This window comes from Cloacibacterium rupense, from assembly GCF_014645495.1.
Taxonomy (GTDB): Bacteria; Bacteroidota; Bacteroidia; order Flavobacteriales; family Weeksellaceae; genus Cloacibacterium; species Cloacibacterium rupense.
This window is the reverse complement of sequence record NZ_BMLV01000007.1, coordinates 38,140-60,678: the sequence shown is the minus strand read 5'-3', so window position 1 is coordinate 60,678 and position 22,539 is coordinate 38,140. Positions and strand designations below refer to the sequence as shown.

Genomic DNA, 22,539 nt, shown 5'->3' with positions numbered 1-22,539 from the left:
AAATCAGGATTAAGATAATGTTTATTAAAATTTAAAAATTAAACAATGAAAAAATTATCATATATCGCTGCAGCATTTTTGATTTCAGGAATGTTGTCAGCTCAAAAACTAGACCTTAATGCAATGCCAAAACCTGGTCCTACGCCTACCATTAACATTGCAAAACCTAAGACTTTTACACTTCCAAACGGATTGCAAGTTTTAGTAGTAGAAAATAATAAATTGCCAAGAGTAAGCGCTACATTGTCTATTGATAGACCGCCAATTTACGAGGGAGCAATAGCTGGAGTAAACTCTATAATGGCAGATCAACTAGGAAAAGGAACTAAAACTATTTCTAAGGATGATTTTAATAAAAAAATAGATTTTTTAGGCGCTAGCTTAAATTTTTCTGAAAAAGGAGCTTTTGCCAACTCACTTTCTAAGTATTTTCCACAAGTTTTAAACTTAATGGCAGATGCTATTATCAATCCTAACTTCAATGCCAAAGAACTTCAAGATGATAAAGAAAGAACTCTAGAGAGTATGAAAGCGGATGAGAAAAATGCTAAATCAATTGCTGCTAGAGTAAACAATTCCTTAATTTATGGTAAAAATACAGCAAGAGGTGAGTTTGAAACCGAGGAAAGCATTAAAAAAATATCATTAGAAGATGTAGAAAATGCTTACAAAAAACACTATGCTCCTGATAACGCTTACCTTGTAATTGTAGGTGATGTGAAATTTAATGATGTTAAATCACTCATAACAAAGGCGTTTTCTAGTTGGAAAAAATCAAACACCAAATATGCTTCACTAGAGCCAGTGTCTAATGTAGCAAATACAGAAATTAATGTAGTAGATGTTCCTACAGCAGTACAATCTATTGTAAACGTGGGAAATGTGAACAGCTTAAAAATGACAGATGCTAATTATTTTCCAGCCATGATTGCCAATTTCATTCTTGGAGGAGGTGCTGAAGCGAGATTATTTATGAATCTTAGAGAAAAAAATGGTTTTACTTATGGTGCATATTCTGATATGAATGCTACTAAGTACTCTTCAGAATTCTCAGCTGACGCTAGTGTAAGAAATGAAGTTACCGATAAGTCAGTAAAAGAGTTTATGACAGAGATTAATGGGATTTCTAAAGTAAAACCTGAAGAACTAGCCAATGCAAAAGCAAAAATGAAAGGTGAATTTATTATGGCTCTTGAAAGACCGGAGAATATCGCAAGATTCTCTCTTAACCAAAAAGTAAATAGTCTTCCAGCAGATTTTTATAACAATTATCTTAAATCGATTGATAAAGTGACAGAAGCAGATGTAGCAAAAGCAGTTTCTGCGACTATTTTCCCGAAACAAAGTAGAATTTTTGTAGCTGGTAAAGCATCTGATATTTCAGAAGGACTAGAAAAGTTAGGTTATCCAGTAAAATATTTTGATAAATACGCTAATCCAGTAGAAAAACCAGCGGTAAAACAAGTAGATGCTAATGTAAACATCAATACAGTGGTAGATAAGTATATAGCTGCTATTGGAGGTAAAGATAATGTAGCAAAATTCAATTCTTTGTCTTATGATGCCAATGCAAAAATTCAAGGGATGGAGTTGAATTTCAAAAATGTACAAGCCAAAGGAGGAAAGATTTTTGTAGATGTAAGTATGATGGGGAATAGCATGCAAAAAATAGTTTTTGACGGAACTAAAGGATATATGGTGGCGCAAGGACAAAAAATGGATTTGCCGGCAGATATGGCTTCGAAATTCGCCAAAAACACAGAAATTTTCCCTGAATTAAATTTTGCTAAATCGACAGATTACAAATTAGTAGGTTCTGAGAAAGTAAACGGAGAAGATGTTTATGTGATTAAAAGTAATGATGCTACTTATTATTACAGTATGAAAACAGGTTTGAAAGTGGGCGAAATTCAGAAGCAAAAAATGGGAACTCAGGAAATGGAAATCCCTACCTTCTATTCTGATTATAAGGATGTAAACGGTGTGAAATTGCCTTATGTCATGAAACAAACTATGATGGGGCAAGAATTAGAAATGAAAGTAAATTCATATAATGTGAATCAAGCTAAAGAAGAGGATTTTAAATAAAATTCTATAGATATATCTCAAAGAAAGCGACATTTATTTGTCGCTTTTTTTATTCTTTCCAACTTATTGAAAATAAATTTTATAATTCATTTAAATTACTTATATTTGCCACTCAAAATTTAAAAGGAAAATGGGCACTATATTTAATCTTTTCATGGTGTTAATCATCATAGCATCGGTTTTATTAATCATCATCATTATGGCACAGAACCCAAAAGGTGGAGGTCTTTCTTCTACATTTGGTGGCTCTACAGCTCAGTTTGGTGTACAGAGAACCAATGATTTTATGGAAAAAGCAACTTGGGTTTTAGCAAGTATTATTATTGTTTTAATTTTCTTGAGTGTAATTCTTACAGCAAAACCTGCTGCTAATTATGATAGCGCTCCAGTGAAGAAAGAAAAGGCAACTTCAGCGCCACAAGCGCCAGCTCAGAAAGCAACCAATCTTCCTACTTCTAAGTAATAAGATATCAAAGTATAAAATAGCGGTTTAGAAAATTTCTAGACCGCTTTTTTATTAGAGTTGAATTCTTGCCATAAAATGCCTAACCTTTAATCCTATTTTTAAAACCTGGTATTGAATTGGTGACTGTTTTTTATAATATTTTTCTATAAATATTAGCATTGCTCCGTAGAAATTTTTTAGGTATTTCTTGTCTTTTATGGTACTCTCTCCTTTGATATGAAGTACAGAATGTTTGCCATAATACCAATTTTTGTAATCTCTTTTAAGCAATGTATAGCAAAGGTCTATGTCTTCTCCGTACATAAAATAAGTTTCGTCTAAACCGCCAATTTCTAGAAATAAATTTCTTTTAATCAATAAAAAAGCACCCGTAATCACATCTACTTCAGCGATGCTTTTATCGGATATATCATTTCTATAATATCCTTTTTTTTGCAATTTTTTGGAAGCAAATGGCGAAAATAATTTTTCGAAACTATTCAATACATTTGGAACAGAACGCTTGCTTTCTGGTAAAAAGTTGCCTTCCAAATCATGAAGTCTCAGCCCCAAACATCCAAAATTAGATTGAGCATCTGCAAAATCTATTACTTCTTTCATGTAATCTCCTTCTAATTCTGTATCAGGATTTAAAAGCAAAATATATTCACCCAAAGCCGTTTGAACTGCTTTGTTATTGGCCTTTGCAAACCCTTCATTCGAAGTGTTTTCTATGAATTTTATTGTAGGGAATTCTGAAATTAATGCTTTCCAAGAACTATCTGGAGATTGATTATCTATTACAATCACTTCATAATCTACATCATGAATATATTGCTCAATAGAATGCAAACAATTTCTGAGCAGTTGGGTAACATTGTAATTTAAAATGATAATCGAAAGTTTCATTATCGGCTTTTTTATTTAATAATATTTTATTCTTTTTTAAAAATGGAGTAAAATTGGTTTCTAAAAATTAATAAAAAGAATTTTGCTTTATAGAATATTCTGTAAAATATAAACTCTATGAAATTTATCTTTTTTTGACTATACATCGATTTTAAATTGTAAATAAAACCTTTTTCCATTTCAAAAAGATTTCCAGAAAGACCAGAAACGCCAAATGTTCTTTTTCCGTTGCCTGCTATCACTAGATTTTCATTTAAAATGTACATATTAAAATTTAAAGATACTTTTAACCAATAGTGATGGTCTTCAGCAAAGTTTTGATTTTCATCAAAATAACCTACTTTTTGCAATATTTTACTTTTGAAAATTACGCTAGGAACAGGGATGCCATTTCTGATTAATAATTTTTTAAAAGTAACCTTTGCGAGTTGATTTTTAACAACATACGGAAATAAAATCTTTTGTGAATTTATATTGCAAGAAATAAAATCAATATTTTCAACTTCTTGATTCAGAAATTTTATTTGTTTTTCTGTTTTCTCTGGCAACCATTCATCATCAGAATCCAAAAGAGCAATATATTCTCCTTTTGCCATTTTCAAACCCGCATTTCTGGCTGCTGAAACCCCTTTGTTGGGTTGATTGATTAGGGTGATATTTATTTCGGAGTTTTCATTAATGAATTTTTTCACCAAAAACTCACTGTTGTCACTAGAGCCATCATTGATGATGATGATTTCAAAGCATTCTGTGTCAATGGTCTGATTTTTAACAGATTCTAAAGTTTTTAGAATTGTTTTTTCAGAATTATACATTGGGATGATTACCGAAATCAACATTATTTCTTTTCTTTTTTATGATTTTTCGTTGTATGGAAGTCGATTAATGATAGAACGCCCCAGCGAAATTTCATCAGCGTATTCCAATTCATCTCCCACTGCAATTCCACGGGCAATACTAGAAAAAGTAACCGGAAATTCTTTGAATTTTTTGTATAAATAATAAGCGGTGGTATCTCCTTCCATGGTTGCGGAAAGTGCAAAAATGAGTTCTTTTACCATTCCTTCATTTAGTTTTTTCTCAATCGAAGAAATATTCAGTTGGTGAGGCCCTATCCCTTCCATCGGTGAAATCTTACCGCCCAAAACCAAGTATTTTCCATTGAATTTAGATGTGTTTTCTATTGCCATTACATCTCTCACATCTTCCACAATGCAGAGGATTTCATCATTTCTTTTTGGGCTGTTGCAAATTTCGCAAATGTCTTCATCAGAAAAATTGTGGCACTTTTTGCAATATTTAATCTCTGTAACCAATTTTTGAATAGCATTTCCCAAAGCCAAACCTTGAGATGGTGGCTGGCGAAGCAAATGTAAAGCCAATCTGAGTGCAGATTTTTTGCCAATTCCGGGCAATCCCGAAATTTCTTCTACCGCTTTTTCTAAAACCTTACTTGGAAAATTCATCTCACAAAAATACCTTTTAATTTGAAAATTTGAAAATTAAAATTATCTTTATGAAAAATATATTTATGCAAAATTTACAATATCCTTTATTCTTAAAATTCAAAATTACTACTTTGGCTGGCGATTTTACCATTACAGACCGTAACGAAAATTCTCTAGCATATGTTCGTCAAAAATTATTTAAACTAAAGGAAGATGTAGTGGTTTTCAATGACGAAAGTAGGTCACAAGAAAATTTTAGAATCAAAGCCAATCAATGGATAGATTTCAATGCAAGTTATGCCATTACAGATTCTTTTGGTAAAAACATAGGAAAGATTGCAAGAAAAGGTATGCGTTCTATTTGGAAAGCTACTTACAATATTTTTGACCAAAATGAAAATCAAAAATACAAAGTTCAAGAAGAAAATGCTTGGGTAAAAGTTCTAGACGGAATGGTAGGCGAAATCCCTATTATTGGGATATTTACAGGATATTTTCTCAATCCTAGTTATATTGTCCACGATAATAATGGCAAAGAAATCTATCGTTTAAAAAAAATGCCCTCATTTTTCGGGAGAAAATTTCAGTTAGACCAAATTAATGATATTCCTGACCACGAAGAAACCTTGGTGGTTTTGAGTTTAATGATGATGGTGCTTCTAGAAAGAGCTACAGGATAATTCGTTAGTTGTAGAAATGTTGATTGTTTTTGATTAAAATTCTTTAACAAATTCAACAGAATTCAAATATCAAAATCGTAAATTTGAACAAATTTTAAAAAATGTCTATTACACACTTAGAACCTCAAAATATTTGGAAGAATTTCGCTGCTTTAAATGCAGTTCCGAGACCTTCTAAAAAAGAAGAAAAAGTTATTGAATTCATTAAAAATTTCGGAAAAAATCTCAATTTAGAAACCATAGAAGACGAAGTAGGCAATGTAATCATCAGAAAACCTGCTACTTCGGGTATGGAAAACCGCCAAACGATTGTTTTGCAATCTCACCTTGATATGGTTTGCCAAAAAAATAGTGATGTAGATTTCGATTTTGAAACTCAAGGAATTGAAATGTATGCAGATGGAGATTGGGTAAAGGCAAAAGGCACTACTCTAGGCGCAGATAACGGATTGGGAGTTGCAGCTATTATGAGTATTTTAGAAAGCTCGGACATTGCTCATCCTGCAATCGAAGCACTTTTTACCATCGATGAAGAAACCGGAATGACGGGAGCCCTTGGACTGAAAGCAGGTCTGTTGACAGGTGAAATTCTCCTAAATCTAGATACCGAAGAAGATGACGAGATTGATATAGGCTGCGCTGGTGGAATAGACGTAACCGCTACTGCAAATTATCAACTTACCTCAACTTCCTCAAATTTTGTGAAAATTGACATCAAAGGTTTGCAAGGTGGGCATTCTGGAATGGACATTCACAAAGGTTTTGGTAACTCTAATGTAATTTTAGGAAGATTGCTTTACACGGGAATTGATAATGGAATTCAATTAATTTCTATTGACGGAGGAGGGCTGAGAAATGCAATTCCTAGAGAAGCTCACGCTGTAGTTTCGGTACAAAATGTGGAAGAATTTTCACAAAAATTAGAAACTTTAAAAACTGAAATTTTAGAAGAATTTGCTTCTGTAGAGAAAGATTTAAACATTAGTTTCGAAAAAACGTCTGCTACTGAACAAGGACTAAGTACAGAAGATTCTAAAAAAATCATTTTAGCATTAAAATCTGCTCATAATGGTGTTTACAGAATGTCTCCAGATGTAGAAGATTTGGTAGAGACTTCTAATAATATCGCAAGAGTAGAATTGAAAAACGGAGCTTTAAAAATCCTCAATCTGTCTCGTTCTTCAGTAGAATCTAGTAAAATGGCAGTTGCCGAGCAACTAAAATCTGTTTTTGAACTGGCAGGAATGGAAGTAGAATTTTCTGGTTCTTATCCTGGTTGGAAACCAAAACCTGGCGCAGAAATCATTAAAATAATGACAGAAATCTACGAAAAAGATTTCGGAACAAAACCACACGTTGTAGCTTGTCATGCTGGTTTAGAATGCGGAATTATAGGTGCCAATTATCCAAAAATGGAAATGGTAAGTTTCGGACCAACCATCAAAGGAGCGCATTCGCCAGACGAAAGAGCAAGCATTTCATCAACCCAAAAATTCTGGAAATATTTGCAAGAGATCTTGAAAAATATTCCTGTAAAGAATTAAAAAAATAGAAATTCAAAATCATTTTTATATTTTTAAAATCCAAGACACTTGTTTTGGATTTTTTTTGTTAACAACCCTACAATTAATAGGGATATATTCACTATTTTTGAGAAATTTTTGATTTGATATGAAGAAACTATTATTTTTATTATGGATGGGTGTTAGTGTTATGGCTTTGGCACAAATAAAAAGTCCGTATGAGTTTTTGCCAACTTATGGTAAACAAATTACCCATTATCATCAGGTAGAAGAATATTTCAATTACCTTACTACACAAACTCCCTACGTAAAACATCAGAAATATGGAGAAACATCAGAACATAGAAATCTTAATGTTTACTACATTTCTACCCCAGAAAATTTAGCCAATCTAGAACAAATAAGACTTCAAAACTTAGCTTCTATTGGTTTAGCTCCAAAAAATTCTGCCACTGTAGGAGATAAATTAATTGTTTGGTTAAGTTTCAATGTGCACGGAAACGAATGGGCAGGAACAGAAAGTGCTCTTTCTGTAGCCTATGAACTCGCCAATCCTGAAAATAAAACTACTAAAGAATGGTTAAAAAACACCATTGTTATTTTAGACCCTTGTATTAATCCTGACGGTTATTCCAGATACGGAAATTGGTTGAGAGAAATTTCAGGTAAAAATACCAATCCTAATAAATTTGATAGAGAGCACGCCGAAGAATGGCCTGGTGGAAGATACAATCATTATATTTTTGATATGAATAGAGATTGGGCTTGGCAAACTCAGATTGAAACTAAACAAAGAATGGCGATTTATAATCAATGGATGCCACATGTACATACAGATGTACACGAGCAAGGGTACGATTCTCCTTACTTTTTTCCTCCTGCAGCAGAACCTCAGCACGAATTTATAGAAGCTTACCAAAAAGATTTTCATAAATTATTAGGAAAAAATATCGCAGCTAAATTTGATGCCAATAATTGGATGTACAATACCAGCGAAAGATTTGACCTTTTTTATCCTAGTTATGGAGATACCTATCCTATGTACAACGGTGCTGTAGGTATGACTCTAGAACAGGGCGGAATAAGAGCTGGTAGAGAAATCACGATGGAAAATGGGGTAAATCTTACCATAAAAGATAGATTAACGCACCATAAAACAGCAGTATTGGCGGTAGTAGAAACTTCGGCTTCGCAGATAGAACCTTTATTGAAAGGATTTAAAAATTTTATGAATAATCCTAGAACTCAAATGAAAGGTAAATATGCAACGTACATTTTAAAAAATAACCCAAAATTGAATCAATTAGCTGATTTGCTGAAAATTAACAAAATAGAATATTCTTACGCTACCGAAAAATCTAACGCTTCAGGCTTCAATTATTTTACGAAAAAAGACGAAAATTTCTCTGTAGAACCCAACGATTTAATTGTAAAAGTGAACCAGCCGAAAGCTGTTTTTACTCAAATTTTATTTGAACCTACTAATAAAATGACAGATACCCTTTCTTATGACATTACCGCTTGGAATCTTCCTCTTGCGTATGGTGTACAAGGTTATGCTGTAAAAAACGCACTCAATCTAAAAACTAAAAATGTAGCAGAAACTGCTTCTAAATCTATTCCGAAAACAGTTTATGCATTTTATGTTCCTTGGAATAATAGAACTTCGGCGGAGATTTTGGCGCAACTTCATCAGAAAGAAATCAAGGTAAGATATGCAATGAAACAAGCTGTTTTCGGAGATGTAACCATAGAACCGGGCGGTCTTATGATTGCCAGAGGAGATAATCCTAAAATTGCAGATTTTGAAAACACTGTTGCAGAAATTGTAAAAAAGAAAAGTGATTTTGCTACCATTTCCAGTGGATTTTCAAAAAATGCCAAAGATCTGGGTGGAGAAAATTTTCCATTGATGAAAGCTCCGAAAGTGCTTTTACTTTCAGGAAACGGCGTTACTTCTACAGAATTTGGAGCGGCTTGGTATTATTTTGATGAAATCCTGAATTATCCTGTAACCATTGTTGACCAAGATAAGTTAAGAAATGTAAAACTCTTTGAATTTAATACTTTAGTTTTGGCTGATGGAAGATATAATTTTTCTGATGCTGATATGAAAAGATTAAATGAATGGATAAACAACGGCGGAAAAGTAATTGCAATAGATGGAGCTCTGAATGTTTTTGACGGAAAAGATGGCTATACGCTGAATCCTTATGCTACTGATGAAGAAAAACAAGCTGCCGAAAAAGCCAAAAAAGAAAAAGAACTGAAAGAGCGTTTCTTAGATTCTGGAAATGAAGAAAGAAGAATGCTAGCCAATTCTATTCCTGGGGCAATTATTGAAAATAATTTAGATATTACTCACCCTTTGTCTTTTGGTTTGGGCAAAAAATATTACAGTTTAAAAACGGGAGATAAAATTTATTCTCTCTTAAAAGGCTCAAACAATGTAGCTTATGTTCCTAAAAACTATAAAAGCTACGGTTATATCGGTCATGACTTTGGTAAAAAATTACCAGAAACAGTCAGTTTTGCAGTAGAGAGTAAAGGTGCGGGGAAAGTAGTTTATATGATAGATAATCCGCTTTTTAGAGCATTTTGGGAAAATGGAATTTTATTGTTTAGCAATGCACTTTTCCTAGTGAATTAAAAATTTACAAAGCTTATAAAATTAAAACACCAAGAATTTCAACTTCTTGGTGTTTTTTTTATTCAATTATTTTTGGATGAAATAGACTTTAGCAATTTTATCATTTTTGATTTCATAAATCGCAATCGCTTCCAGATGACTAGGACCAAAACCAGAAACGATTTCGTGGTCAATAACGGTGTTTCCCAAAATAGTTCTGTTTTTAATGTCGCAATGTAAATTTGGGGTATCTTTAAACATTACTGAATAATCTTTTCTCATGTAATCTTTCCCTTTTCCTATCAACTGATTGGGAAACATATAAAGTTCTACATCATCTGAATAGGGTTCTAAAAATGCATCAATATTTCTAGCATTGTAGGCTATTAACTGTTGTTGAACCAATTTTTCTGGCGTTGATTTTTCATTATTTTGAGCAAATGAACAAAGGGAAAATAGCAATAAAATAACAATGAAAACATTTTTTCTCATAGCGATAGTTTTTAATTAAATCATAAATTGAATGTAAATTTTTATTTTACCAACTCTTCAAAAAGTCTTTCAAAGGTTGTATCCAAATCTTTCGATTTTCCCGGATGAGGTCTCGAGGTTTGTATCACGGCACTTCTCACAGCAGTCAACCATCGGAAACGTTCTGGGATGTCCATCATTGCAATTGGGCCGCCCTCTTTTTCGCCTTTGGCTACTTTTTGGAAATTTTCTAGGTTTTTAGACACTTCTTCATAGTCTAATTTGCTATGCATCAGTCTAAATTTGTCTTTGCATAGATGAAATTCTACTCTGATGTATTTTTCCTTTTTAGAAAACATCACCAATCCTATGTTGAAAAATTCTTCTCTTTCAACCTTTGGTACAAGCCTTATAACGGCATATTCATATATTTTATCCTCTTGCATTTTTGGCTTCGTTTAAAAAGATTTCAGAATATTCTAGTCTGTTTTTCAAGAAATTAAAATAAATTTCTCTTATTTCTTCAGGCGTTTCATCGGCATCATTCCATTGTAGCCAATCTTCAGGAATTAAATTGACAATTTTTCTAAAAATGTCTTCATTTAAAACTGATTTTGCAAAAGCATCTGCTTCGTCTAATTTTGTTGCTTGAGGCAATAAAACGTGGTCTTTTATATATTTGAAAGGTGTTTTGGCTGCAGCATCAAAATTTTGCCAAGAATGATGGAAGTAAAATGAAGCACCATTGTCAATCACCCAAAGTTCTTTGTGCCACCAAAGCAAATTGGTATTCTTAAAAGTTCTATCAATATTGGTAATAAATGCATCTAGCCAAACAATTTTGGAAGCTAAAAGTGCATCTATTTTCATACTTGGGTCGTAGGCAATTGCTCCAGAAAGATAATGCAAGCCTAAGTTGAGACCTTCAGAAAATTTCAATAAATCTTGAATTTCTTCATCGGCTTCAGTTCTCCCAAAATCTACATCGAGGTTGGCAAAAACCAATTCTGGTATTTTCAATCCTAAAATTTCAGCAATTTTTCCGCCTAAAATTTCAGAAATCAGCATTTTCACACCGTGACCAGCACCTCGAAATTTCAAAACATATTTAAAATCGTCATCCGCTTCCGCCAATGCAGGCAAACTTCCTCCTTCACGCAGTGGAAGAATGTAGCGCATCACTGTTACAGTTCTTAAAGATAAATCATTCATCGTTTCAAAAGTACGATTAAATTTGAAATTTTTCGAAAATATAAACTTCATTCCCAACTTCTCACAAATTTCTTCTACCTTCCATCTTCTACCTTCCTACTTTTCCTTATCTTTGCTTTTATGACAAATTCTGCCGACAAAAGACTCTATCTTATCGATGCGTATGCCATGATTTTCCGTGGTTATTACGCACTCATCAGAAATCCTAGGCTCACTTCCAAAGGTCTTGATACTTCCGCTATTTTTGGGTTTACCAATTCTTTAATAGAACTCATCAGAAGAGAAAAACCGTCTCATTTGGCGGTGGTTTTTGATGTAGGAAAAGCCAGTGTAAGAACTGATGATTTTGCAGATTATAAAGCCAATCGTTCCGAAACTCCTGAAGCGATAAAAATTGCTGTTCCGTATATTCACAGGATTTTAGAAGCCATGCACATCCCGATTTTAGGTGTAGAAGGTTATGAAGCAGATGATGTTATCGGGACCATTGCTTGCAAAGCCGAAAATGAGGGTTATACTACTTTTATGGTAACGCCCGACAAAGATTTTGCACAGTTGGTGACAGATAAAATTAAAATTTACAAACCAGCTTCCAAATTTGGAGATGTCGAAATTTTGGGAGTGGAAGAAGTGAAAGCCAAATACGAAATCGAAGATCCGAAACAAGTCATCGATTTTCTAGCCATGATGGGAGATGCTGTAGATAACATCCCAGGTTTGGAAGGAGTGGGCGAAAAAACCGCTCTAAAATTTCTAAAAGAATACGGAAGCATCGAAAATCTTTTGGCAAATACCGCTCAACTGAAAGGAAAACTCAAAGAAAAAATAGAAAATTCGGCTGAAAGAGGGATTTTGTCTAAAAAATTAGCCACCATTATTTGTGATGCTCCGATAGAATTTCACCAAGAACAATATGATTTAGAAACTCCTGATTTCGAAAAAGTGAGAGAGGTTTTTGATGAAATAGAATTCCGAAGATTGTACGAAAATTTGTACCGAGCATTTAATGAACAATCAGCAATCAGCAATCAGCAATCGGCTGTCATTGCGAGCGAAGCGAAGCAAACTGTTGAATCAAAAACCTCAAACCTCGAACCTCGTATCTCGCAACACGGAACTCAACTCGATCTTTTTGCGAATTTCGAAGAATTAGAACAAGCCACTTCTACCAAAAAAACGGTGAAAGATAACGACCATTTGTATCAATTTATCGACACGCCAAAAGCGCAAAAAATGTTGGTTCAGAATTTAATGGCTCAAAAAGTCGTGTGTTTTGATACCGAAACTACCTCGCTCAACGAACTGGAAGCTGAATTAGTGGGAATGAGTTTTTCTTACAAAAAAGGGTTGGCGTATTACATTCCACTTTCCGAAAAAAGGGAAGAAGTTCTGGAAACTTTAGAAATTTTCAAGCCATTTTTTGAAAAAGAAGTCGTTCAGAAAGTTGCTCATAATCTTAAATTTGACTTAAAAGTGCTTCATCAATACGGTGTACGAATAAAAGGAAACCTTTTTGACACGATGATTGCGCATTATCTACTAAATCCTGATGGAAGACACGGAATGGATTATCTTTCGGAAATGTACCTCGATTACAAACCGGTTTCCATCGAAACATTGATTGGCAAAAAAGGAAAAAACCAAGGAACTTTTCGTGATGTAGATCTATTAGAAGCAACAGAATACGCTGCCGAAGATGCCGATATTGCCTTTCAATTGTACCAACTTTTCGCGCCTCAACTCAAAAAAGAAAACCTCGAAGATTTATTTTATAAAATCGAAATGCCTTTGATGACGGTTTTGGCAAAAATGGAATTGGCGGGAATTTCCCTCGATGAAAACTGGCTGAAACAAGAAAGCATTGATTTAGAAAACGATTTAAGGAATTTAGAAAAGGAGATTTTTGAACTTTCTGGTGAAGAATTTAATATGAATTCTCCTCGTCAGTTGGGAGAAATTTTGTTTGAAAAAATGAAACTCGACCCGAAAGCGAAAAAAACAAAAACAGGACAGTACGCTACTTCCGAAGATGTTTTGCAAAAATTGGCAGGAAAACACGAAATCATAAAACATATTTTAGAATACAGAACCTACCAAAAACTGAAATCCACTTACGTAGATGCGTTGCCAAGTCAGATTGATAAAACCGACAATAGAGTTCATACCAATTTCTCGCAAACTACTGCTGCAACAGGAAGATTGGCTTCTGTAAACCCGAATTTGCAGAATATTCCGATTCGTACGTTGCGTGGTCAACAAATCCGAGGTGCATTTGTTTCGGGGGAAGGCAAAAAAATTATTTCTGCCGATTATTCTCAAATAGAATTGCGTTTAATTGCAGAAATTTCTGGCGAAGAAAATATGATTAAAGCTTTCCAAAATGGGGAAGATATTCACGCTTCTACAGCTGCAAAATTATTCGGAATTCCTTTGGAAGAAGTGACCAAAACTCAACGTTCCCAAGCAAAAACCGTGAATTTTGGAATTATTTACGGACAAGGTGCTTTTGCTTTGGCAGAACAAACCGGACTTTCTAGAACCGAAGCAAAACAACTCATCGATTCTTATTACGAAACCTACCCAAAATTGAAAATTTGGATGGCAGAACAAGTGCAAAAAGCCCGAGAATTGGGTTATGTAGAAACGTTGTTCAACAGAAAACGCCATTTGAAAGACATTAATTCTGCAAATTTTGTGGTGAAAGCTCACGCGGAAAGAAACGCTGTAAATGCGCCAATTCAAGGTTCTGCAGCGGATATTATAAAAATTGCGATGATTAACATTGACAAAGTTTTTGAAAAAGAAAAACTAAAAACCAAAATGCTGTTGCAAGTTCATGACGAATTGGTTTTTGAAGCACCCGCCGAAGAAGTAGAAGTGGCAACTTACCTCATCAAAACCGAAATGGAATCTGCCGTGGAAACACAAGTTCCGCTTTTGGTGGAAGTGGGCGTTGGTAAAAATTGGTTGGAAGCGCATTGATTTTGAGTGGAAGTGTTCTTGAGTTGGAGAATGGTAGAATTTTAGGGAGTTCCGTAGGAACGACAGAAATTGTAGCATCGGAATTTATTCCGATGAAAATTGTAAAAAATGCAGATTTTGAAAGGGAGTTCCGTAGGAACGACAGATATTTTAGGTTTGGAATTGATTCCAAACAATAATCAAAATCAATAGGAACGGGCTTCAGCCCGTTTTTAAAACAAAAAAATCAATTGGCTTTAGCCAAAATTTTAATACCAAAAATTATGAAAACCGTAGTCCTATACGAAACCGCTCCAGAAACTACCATGGAAAAAATGATGGAAGTTTTCCCAGCGCATCAAGAAAATGAAGACAAATTTGTAAAAGCAGGAAAAATCTTGGGAATTGGTCCGTTTGCCATTCCGGGAGAAGGAGCAATGGCGATTTTTACGGATAAAGAATCTGCCGAAGAATTTGTAAAAGGCGATCCTTTTGTAACCACAGGTTTGGTGTCTAAAGTGACCATCAAAGAATGGCATGATGAATTGATGTAATCAATGAAGTTTTTAATTATTATTCCCGCTCACAACGAAGAAGAAAACATTCTTCCGTCTTTAGAATCTCTGAAAAATCAGACGTTTCAGGATTTTAAATGTGTAATAGTGAACGATGGTTCTACCGATAAAACCCAAGAAATTGCTGAAAAGTATGAAGTACAAAGTACAAAGTACAAAGTATTAAATTTAGAGAAATCTGAACATCAGCCTGGTGCAAAAGTGGTGAGAACGTTCAACAAAGGTTTAGAAACCGAAAATGTAGAAGAATTTGATGTGGTTTGTAAGTTTGATGCAGACATTATTTTCCCTGAAAATTATTTAGAAAAAATAAACGAAGTTTATGAGAATAATCCAAATGCAGGAATGGTTTCGGGCGTGGTTTTTATCAATAAGGACTTTAAAACAAACAATTATACAACTTCACAACTTCTCGATTTTACCAACCAAAATGAGTGGACTTTCGAAAATCTTTCTTCCAAAAATCACGTTCGTGGCCCGATAAAATCTTACCGAAAAGAATTATTTCTGAAAATGAATGGTTTGAGAGCGGTTCTCGGTTGGGATAATATTGATGTGATGCTTTGCAAAATGCACGGTTACGAAACAGTTACCATTAAAGAACTTTGGGTGAAACATCTTCGCCCAACGGCTTACAAATACAAATCTCAAAAAGCAGAAAAATTAGGAGAATATTTCTACAATATTGGCTTAAATTTTCCTTTGGCTGCCATTTCTTCGGCGAAATCTTCGTTGAAAAATAAATCTTTTTCGGAGTTTTTTATTACGATGAAATCTTTTTTAAAACAGAAAAATCCTAGAGTTTTAACGAAAGAAGAAATTTCATTTATCAGAAATTTGCGTTGGAGTGAAATGTTTAAAAAATTAAAAAATTAAAATAATAAATGATTAAACAATGAAAAATAAATTCATCATATTCTTGCTTTTGTTCGTCGGAATTTTTTCCGCACAAAAAAAAGTAGATTTAATTGTTTATAATGCCCGAATTTACACCGTAAATCAGAATTTTGATATTGCAGAAGCAATGTCGATTTCCAAAGGAAAAATTGTGGCAATTGGTGGAAAAGAAATTTTAAAAAATTACATCTCAACTCAAAAAATAGATGCTCAACAAAAGTCAATTTATCCAGGTTTTATAGATGCGCATTGTCATTTCACAGGTTATGCAACCGATCGATGGAAAAGCGATTTGGTTGGGACTAAATCTTGGGATGAAATTGTAGAAAAAATCAAAAAATACAGCAAAACTGCCCCTAAATTTTGGTTATATGGAAGAGGTTGGGATCAGAATGATTGGACAGTTAAAGAATTTCCAACAAAGGAAAAATTAGATGAATTGTTTCCTAATCGTCCGGTTTATTTAAAGAGAATTGACGGTCACGCTGCTGTTGCCAATCAAAAAGCATTGGATTTAGCAAAAATTACGGTTGATACTAAAATTTTAGGTGGAGAAATCGAACAAAAAAATGGTAAATTGACGGGTATTTTGGTCGATAATGCGATGGATTTGGTAGAAAAAGTAATTCCTGCGATTGAAGATGATTTGGCGATTAAATATTTCGGGGAATTGCAAAAAGAGTGTTTTGCTTTTGGTTTAACTTCGCTTCACGATTGTGGAATTTCTAAACATACTTTGTCTCTTTTAGAAAAGTCTCAAAAGCAAAATGTACTGAAAATGAATATTTTCGCTTTGTTGGAAGATAATCCTAATTATTACGAAAAATGGATAAAAAAGGGACGTTATACCAACGGAAAAATAACTGTTGGTGGTTTTAAAGTCTATGCTGACGGCGCTTTGGGAAGTAGAGGTGCGTGTTTGCTGAGCGATTATCACGATAAACCGAATTGGAAAGGTTTTCTTTTGAGCGATAAAGAACATTTTAAAAAGTTAGCTAAAAAATTGGTTAATAGTGATTTGCAAATGTGTACTCACGCCATCGGTGATTCTGCCAACCGAGAAATTTTGAAAATTTATGGAGATGTTCTAAAAGGCAAAAACGATAAAAGATGGAGAATAGAACACGCGCAAATTGTAAATTCTGCTGATTTTCAATATTTTGGAAGATATAATATCATTCCGTCTGTTCAGCCAACTCACGCAACTTCTGATATGTATTGGGCGGAAGAAAGATTGGGAAGTGAACGTATAAAAACAGCGTATGCTTATCAAGATTTGTTGAAACAAAACGGTTGGGTTGCGTTGGGAACTGATTTTCCTGTGGAAGATATCAATCCATTTAAAACGTTTTTGGCTTCGGTTGCCAGAAAAGATGCGCAGAATTATCCTGAAAATGGTTTCCAAAAAGAGAATGCTTTAACCAGAGAACAAACATTGCGTGGAATGACAATTTGGGCAGCAAAATCGGTGTTTCAAGAGAAAGTAAGAGGAAGTTTGGAAGTAGGAAAAAATGCAGATTTTATTATTATGAATCAGGATTTAATGAATATTGATGAAAGAGATATTTTGAAAACTAAGGTTTTGGAAACTTGGGTTGATGGAATACAAGTTTATTTTAATTTTGATATTGATAATATAATAGTGACAGAAAAAAAGATAAATAAACAAAGTTATTAATTTTTTGAAAAAAATCGCATATATAGAACTGGATACTCACGCAGAAATTGTGCTGAATTTTATGGAATTAATGAATGATTCCACGGCGTTTTCTGTGGATTATTATTTCAGCGAAAAAATTCTGAAAACATTGGATTTGCAGGGAATTGAGAACAAAATAAAATCAAACCATCAAACGATTTTCGAACAACTTCAAACTAAAAATTATGATTTGATTATTATCGGAACCGTTCATCGTTATTTCAATGTTTTTGAGAAAATTGCAGAGAAATTTAATACTTCGATTATTTGTCATAATTTGAATTTTGTGAAAGCTACAAATTTTAATTTGTTGAGTTCTGTTTTCAAAGAAGATTTTAAATATCGTTTGAAATTATTGTTGAAAGAAGGTTTGTTGAAGAAATCGAATGTTTACCAAAAAGCGAAAAATCTTTTGGTTTTAGATGAGAATTTAACCAAAGAAAATTACAGCAATTTACCTCTTTTTTACACTAAATTTTTCGAAAAACCTGAAAGCGAAACTTTCACTATTGTAATTCCGGGAGCGGTTTCACGGAAAAGACGAGATTATGAAAGAGTTTTAAAATCAATTCAAATATTTCATTTTCTTTTTGAAATTATTTTTCTCGGAAAAGTGCAAGGAAAGGAATTAGAAATGCTTCAAGATTTTGAGAAAAATAAGCCAGGAAACATTTCCTTCAAATATTTCACAGAAAAAGTGCCTCAAAATGTTTTTGATGATTATATGCAAAAAGCCGATATTTTGTGGTGTCCTATTCAACAAGAAACAAAGTTTTTTAGTCAAAAAGAAATTTATGGAATTACCAAAATGAGCGGAAACATTGGCGATGCTATTAAATATGGAAAATTGGCGATTTTTCCAGAAAATTATCCTTCGAAATATTCTTTTATTATTCCTGAAATAGACAATATAGAAGGACAGTTATATCCTCATCAAAAACATTTAGAATATGATTTTCAGGAAAATTTCAGCAAAGAAAAAGTCTTAAAACAATTAGAAAAAACTATTTTTGCACTGTTGTAAACAATCAAAATCTATCATCCAATCAATGAGCATTTATCATTTTTTAACAGAAACTTCTCAATATATCATTCCACAGATTTATAAACAAAGGTTTTTTAAAAAACAAGTTCAACTTTCTAGAGAAAATATTTTCGAAAGAAAAGTAGAGCCAGAATTGCTTTGGTTGACAGAATTTCTCCCTAAAGATGCTGTTTTTATGGATGTTGGTGCTAATGTTGGGCATTTTCTATATCAATTAGAATATCATCTTTTTCCACAAAATATTTATGCTTTTGAACCGAATAGAGCTTTGAATAAAAAATTGAAAAGATTGTTCCCAAAAGTGAATCTTTTTTCGGTGGCTTTGTCGGATGAAAACACTGTTGCAGAATTTAAAATTCCTATTTTAAAAGGCGAAAAAGTAAATTCTAGAGGAACATTACAAGTAGATTTCCACGAAGAAAATGAAGAAAAATTTGTGATTGAAAAAGTAAAAGTGGTGAAATTAGATGATTTTGAGCCTTTGAAGAATTTGAAAAAATTAGATTTTATCAAAATTGATGTAGAAGGAAACGAGATGAAAACGCTTCGTGGGGCTAAAGAAACCATTTTGAAACATCAACCAACTTTAATGGTAGAAATGGAACAACGCCACCACAAAGAACTGCTTTGGAACTTGATTTCTGAAGTAGAAAGTTGGGGTTTTACTGCCAATTATTTAGATAGAGAAACTTTTAACTTAAAGAAATTGACAGAAGAATTTATCAATTCTCAAGATGCAGTTTTCGTGAAGGATTATAAAAATTACATCAATAATATTATTTTTATTGCAAAATCGTAAAATCGCAAAACTGTAAAATCGTAAAACTGTTAAAAATTAATTTTAAACTTTACATTTTCACGATTTCACAATTCAACAACTCAAGAACTCAACAGCTTTACAATTTTACAACTCAACAACTTAACAACAAAAAAGAATGAGCGTAGTAGCCAGACAAAGTTTTAAATATTCCATCATTGGTTATCTTGGATTTTTAATCGGGATGGTTTCTGCTGTTTTCATTTTTCCGAGCAATCTAGATTATTACGGCAAGTTGCGCTATATTTTGCCAGCCGCTCAAATGTATATGACGGTGGTGGTTTTTGGCTTGTCTTTTTCTAATGTTTATTTTTTCGGTAGATTAAAAGAAGTCAATAAACAACAGAATTTTCTCTCTTGGTCATTGCTTTTGGTTACGATAAATTTTGTGTTTTTTACCGCCATATTTTTCGCGGTTTTTTATTTTTTTCCAAGTCTTAAGGAAAATTCTAAGCTCTGGAGTTTAAGGAAAGTGATTGTTCCGCTTATTTTGGTTTTGTCACTGTCTTCGGTTTTTAACAAATATATTTCTAATTTCAAAAGGATTGTTGTGCCTAATATTTTTGAGAATTTATTCCCGAAAATTGCCAATTTATTAGCCTTTGGGTTGTTTGTGTTTGTAGATGTAGAAAGCATTTCATTCGTTGTATTTTTTGCGATTTTTCTATTGAGTTTTTTCGGGTATATTTTTTACACGAATAAATTAGAGAAAATTCAACTAGACTTTAGCACAGATTATCTCAAACAAAATCATTTTTGGAAAGAAGTTTTCAGCTATAGTTTTTACGGATTTTTGGGGAATTTGGGCAGCGTTTTGGCACTCAATATTTCTAGTTATATGATTAGCGAATATTTGTCTTTTGAGGAAAACGGGGTTTATGCTACCATTCTTTCTATCGTTCAGCTCATCAGCATTCCAGCCATGGGATTGTATAATATTTCGGCACCCATTATAAGAAAGCATATTGCCGAAAAAACCATCAAAGACTTAGATATATATTACAAAAAAACGTCACTTAGTTTATTTTTTCTAGGTTTGGTCTTGTTTTCTTGCATTGCGGTTGGCTATCCTTACCTTACCGAATTTATGCCAAAAGCAGGCAAATCTTTGCTAGAAGCGCAGCCATTAATCTGGGTCATTGGTTTTGCGTTGCTTTTCGAATTGGCTACAGGTTTTAATGGGCATATCATTTCGATGTCTAAGTATTACCGTTTTAATATCTATGTTATGCTATTTTTGGCGGTTCTTACAACGGTTCTTAATTTTTATTTTATTCACAAAACTTCTTTAGGAATTTTAGGAATTTCCATTTCTTACGCTATTTCGCTTACGGCATTTAATTTAGCAAAAATCGCTTTTAATTACTATAAATTCAAGGTTTCTCCGTTTACTATAGAGATGTTATACAGCATTATTTTATCTACTTTAGCCATTTCAGTAGCTATAATTTTGCCAGATTTTAGTCATCATTTTATTAATTTGGTATACAAACCAGCTTTGGTTTTGGTTATTTTCTTCTTTGGAAATCATTTTATGAAAATTTATCCGCTAGAAAAATACCTCAATAAAGATTTTTTCAAATCTATTCTTAAATTTTAAGAAATCTCAAATTTTTAGGGCAATCTTTTTCTGCCAAGCTATTGCCAGCGCTAGAAAAAGCCGGGCTATCCATTTCAATCTTTTTATAAATTTTCTCAGATTATTGCTCAATAAAAAATTTATAAAAAGGATTTTCATTACTATCCCTATTGCAAAAACATATACCATTTAACCAATTTTACTGATAAAATTCATAAAAAAAACGTAAATTTGCACATACTTAAATATTTATGGAAAGCGTAAAAATTCACGACAAGACTTTCGTTCCCTATCTTAAGCACGCCGAACTGCAAGAGGTTATCAAAGAATTAGCTCTTAAAGTTTATGAAGATTATAAAGACGAAGTTCCTGTTTTTGTAGGAGTTCTTAATGGGGTAATTATGTTTTTTTCAGATTTTCTGAAACATTATCCTGGTGAATGCGAAATTGCATTTTTACAAGTAAGTTCATACACTGGTACACAATCTACTGGTATAGTTTACAAAAAAATGGATTTAACTAAAGATGTAGAAGGCAGACACATTATCCTGATGGAAGATATTGTAGATACAGGAAATACTCTAGAAAGTCTATTCGAATATTTTAAAAATACGCAGCGCCCAAAATCGCTTAAAGTAGCTTCACTTTTGATGAAGCCAGAAGTTTTCAAAAACAGATTCCCTATAGATTATGTAGCCAAAGAAATTCCAAATAAATTTGTATTAGGTTACGGATTAGATTATGATGAATTGGGAAGGAATTTACCAGATTTGTACCAATTAGAAGAAGGTAGAATTAATCATTAATCGGCTGACGGCCTTATGCTGTTAGCTTATAACAATATAAACTTTTGTATTATTTTTAACTTTACAAATAGGTAACCGCAAAAGCCAAGAGCATTTTGCCAGTAGCCAACCGCTAATTATGATAAACGTAGTTCTATTCGGGCCTCCAGGAAGTGGGAAAGGAACCCAAGCTCAGAATCTCATCGAAAAATTTAATTTAAAGCAAATTTCTACAGGAGATTTATTCCGTTTTAATATAAAAAACAATACTGAATTAGGAATATTAGCCAATTCTTTTATCGAGAAAGGACAGTTGGTACCAGACCAAGTAACCATTGATATGTTAATAGAAGAGGTTAAAAAACCTACAGATGCTGCGGGATTTATTTTTGATGGTTTTCCTAGAACTGCAGTACAAACAGATGCTCTAGAAGTAATTGTAAAAGAAGTTTTGAATGATAAAATAGATGTTTGTCTTTCTTTAATCGTAGAAGATGAAATTTTAGTTCAGAGACTTACAAAAAGAGGAGAAACAAGCGGTAGATCAGATGATAGCAATGAAGAAGTAATAAGAGCCAGGATTAAAGAATATTATGCCAAAACTGCTGAGGTAGCAGAACTTTACAAAAAACAAGGTAAATATGTAGAGATTAATGGTGTAGGCGAAATAGCTGAAATTGCAGAAAAACTTTTCGCTGAAGTAGAAAAAATAAAATAGTTATTAGTTGCTAGTTGTCGGTTGTTAGTAAAAAAATCTATACAATTTTCCGACAACC

General features: G+C 33.1%; 20 protein-coding genes. 14 read left to right on the top strand and 6 right to left on the bottom strand.

Annotated elements, in window-relative coordinates; all coding sequences use genetic code 11:
* Positions 1 to 45 precede the first annotated feature (45 nt).
* Together IEW40_RS13420 and secG are read left to right on the top strand one after the other, a co-directional pair.
* Complete coding sequence (locus IEW40_RS13420) at positions 46 to 2,088, top strand: M16 family metallopeptidase (RefSeq protein ID WP_188618629.1); 2,043 nt, start codon at positions 46 to 48, stop codon at positions 2,086 to 2,088.
* 130 nt (positions 2,089 to 2,218) lie between these two features.
* The gene (gene secG, locus IEW40_RS13415) at positions 2,219 to 2,551 is read left to right on the top strand and encodes a preprotein translocase subunit SecG (protein WP_188618628.1); all 333 of its coding nucleotides are present in this window, start codon (positions 2,219 to 2,221) and stop codon (positions 2,549 to 2,551) included.
* 54 nt (positions 2,552 to 2,605) lie between these two features.
* Here the strand turns inward: secG and IEW40_RS13410 are convergent, their stop codons facing one another.
* From IEW40_RS13410 to recR, 3 genes are read right to left on the bottom strand one after another with little or no spacing between them, the layout of a single operon-like run.
* On the bottom strand, positions 2,606 to 3,442 hold the full coding sequence (locus IEW40_RS13410; RefSeq protein ID WP_229663460.1) for a glycosyltransferase family 2 protein: 837 nt from the start codon (positions 3,440 to 3,442) through the stop codon (positions 2,606 to 2,608).
* A gap of 26 nt (positions 3,443 to 3,468) precedes the next feature.
* The gene (locus IEW40_RS13405; protein WP_188618627.1) at positions 3,469 to 4,281 is read right to left on the bottom strand and encodes a glycosyltransferase family 2 protein; all 813 of its coding nucleotides are present in this window, start codon (positions 4,279 to 4,281) and stop codon (positions 3,469 to 3,471) included.
* A gap of 15 nt (positions 4,282 to 4,296) precedes the next feature.
* Entirely contained in the window at positions 4,297 to 4,908 is a 612-nt protein-coding gene (gene recR, locus IEW40_RS13400; RefSeq protein WP_188618626.1) for a recombination mediator RecR, read from the bottom strand.
* A 59-nt stretch (positions 4,909 to 4,967) separates the two neighbouring features.
* Here recR and IEW40_RS13395 point away from each other — a divergent pair, with 59 nt between their 5' ends.
* The 3 genes from IEW40_RS13395 (at position 4,968) to IEW40_RS13385 (ending at position 9,743) form a co-directional block, all read left to right on the top strand.
* Complete coding sequence (locus IEW40_RS13395) at positions 4,968 to 5,570, top strand: LURP-one-related family protein (protein WP_229663462.1); 603 nt, start codon at positions 4,968 to 4,970, stop codon at positions 5,568 to 5,570.
* 101 nt (positions 5,571 to 5,671) lie between these two features.
* Entirely contained in the window at positions 5,672 to 7,114 is a 1,443-nt protein-coding gene (locus tag IEW40_RS13390) for an aminoacyl-histidine dipeptidase (protein ID WP_188618625.1), read from the top strand.
* A 127-nt stretch (positions 7,115 to 7,241) separates the two neighbouring features.
* The gene (locus tag IEW40_RS13385) at positions 7,242 to 9,743 is read left to right on the top strand and encodes a M14 family zinc carboxypeptidase (RefSeq protein WP_188618624.1); all 2,502 of its coding nucleotides are present in this window, start codon (positions 7,242 to 7,244) and stop codon (positions 9,741 to 9,743) included.
* Positions 9,744 to 9,809: 66 nt separating this feature from the next.
* On the opposite strand, the gene IEW40_RS13380 is transcribed toward IEW40_RS13385, so the two are convergent.
* From IEW40_RS13380 to IEW40_RS13370, 3 genes are read right to left on the bottom strand one after another with little or no spacing between them, the layout of a single operon-like run.
* Positions 9,810 to 10,214, bottom strand: a complete 405-nt coding sequence (locus IEW40_RS13380) for a nuclear transport factor 2 family protein (protein WP_188618623.1) — start codon at positions 10,212 to 10,214, stop codon at positions 9,810 to 9,812.
* A gap of 41 nt (positions 10,215 to 10,255) precedes the next feature.
* On the bottom strand, positions 10,256 to 10,639 hold the full coding sequence (locus IEW40_RS13375; protein WP_188618622.1) for a DUF3037 domain-containing protein: 384 nt from the start codon (positions 10,637 to 10,639) through the stop codon (positions 10,256 to 10,258).
* Positions 10,626 to 11,405 (bottom strand): HipA family kinase, encoded by a 780-nt coding sequence (locus tag IEW40_RS13370; protein ID WP_188618621.1) that lies wholly within the window; start codon positions 11,403 to 11,405, stop codon positions 10,626 to 10,628. The genes IEW40_RS13375 and IEW40_RS13370 overlap by 14 nt, the downstream gene beginning before the upstream one ends.
* 120 nt (positions 11,406 to 11,525) lie before the next feature.
* Here IEW40_RS13370 and polA point away from each other — a divergent pair, with 120 nt between their 5' ends.
* From polA to IEW40_RS13325, 9 genes are all read left to right on the top strand, one after another.
* Positions 11,526 to 14,387, top strand: a complete 2,862-nt coding sequence (gene polA, locus IEW40_RS13365) for a DNA polymerase I (protein WP_188618620.1) — start codon at positions 11,526 to 11,528, stop codon at positions 14,385 to 14,387.
* A 263-nt stretch (positions 14,388 to 14,650) separates the two neighbouring features.
* Positions 14,651 to 14,920, top strand: coding sequence for a YciI family protein (locus tag IEW40_RS13360; protein ID WP_188618619.1), 270 nt, complete (start codon positions 14,651 to 14,653; stop codon positions 14,918 to 14,920).
* 3 nt (positions 14,921 to 14,923) lie between these two features.
* Complete coding sequence (locus IEW40_RS13355; protein ID WP_188618618.1) at positions 14,924 to 15,817, top strand: glycosyltransferase family 2 protein; 894 nt, start codon at positions 14,924 to 14,926, stop codon at positions 15,815 to 15,817.
* A gap of 19 nt (positions 15,818 to 15,836) precedes the next feature.
* Positions 15,837 to 17,516, top strand: a complete 1,680-nt coding sequence (locus IEW40_RS13350; protein ID WP_188618617.1) for an amidohydrolase — start codon at positions 15,837 to 15,839, stop codon at positions 17,514 to 17,516.
* Between the two features lie 4 nt (positions 17,517 to 17,520).
* Complete coding sequence (locus tag IEW40_RS13345) at positions 17,521 to 18,561, top strand: hypothetical protein (protein WP_188618616.1); 1,041 nt, start codon at positions 17,521 to 17,523, stop codon at positions 18,559 to 18,561.
* A 25-nt stretch (positions 18,562 to 18,586) separates the two neighbouring features.
* On the top strand, positions 18,587 to 19,381 hold the full coding sequence (locus IEW40_RS13340; protein WP_188618615.1) for an FkbM family methyltransferase: 795 nt from the start codon (positions 18,587 to 18,589) through the stop codon (positions 19,379 to 19,381).
* Positions 19,382 to 19,517: 136 nt separating this feature from the next.
* Positions 19,518 to 20,999, top strand: coding sequence for a lipopolysaccharide biosynthesis protein (locus tag IEW40_RS13335; RefSeq protein ID WP_188618614.1), 1,482 nt, complete (start codon positions 19,518 to 19,520; stop codon positions 20,997 to 20,999).
* 230 nt (positions 21,000 to 21,229) lie between these two features.
* Positions 21,230 to 21,784: a hypoxanthine phosphoribosyltransferase gene (gene hpt / locus IEW40_RS13330; RefSeq protein ID WP_188618613.1), complete on the top strand. Its 555-nt coding sequence runs from the start codon at positions 21,230 to 21,232 to the stop codon at positions 21,782 to 21,784.
* A 118-nt stretch (positions 21,785 to 21,902) separates the two neighbouring features.
* Positions 21,903 to 22,481 carry an adenylate kinase gene (locus tag IEW40_RS13325; RefSeq protein WP_188618612.1) on the top strand — a complete coding sequence of 193 codons (579 nt, stop codon included), beginning with the start codon at positions 21,903 to 21,905 and terminating at the stop codon, positions 22,479 to 22,481.
* Positions 22,482 to 22,539 lie beyond the last annotated feature (58 nt).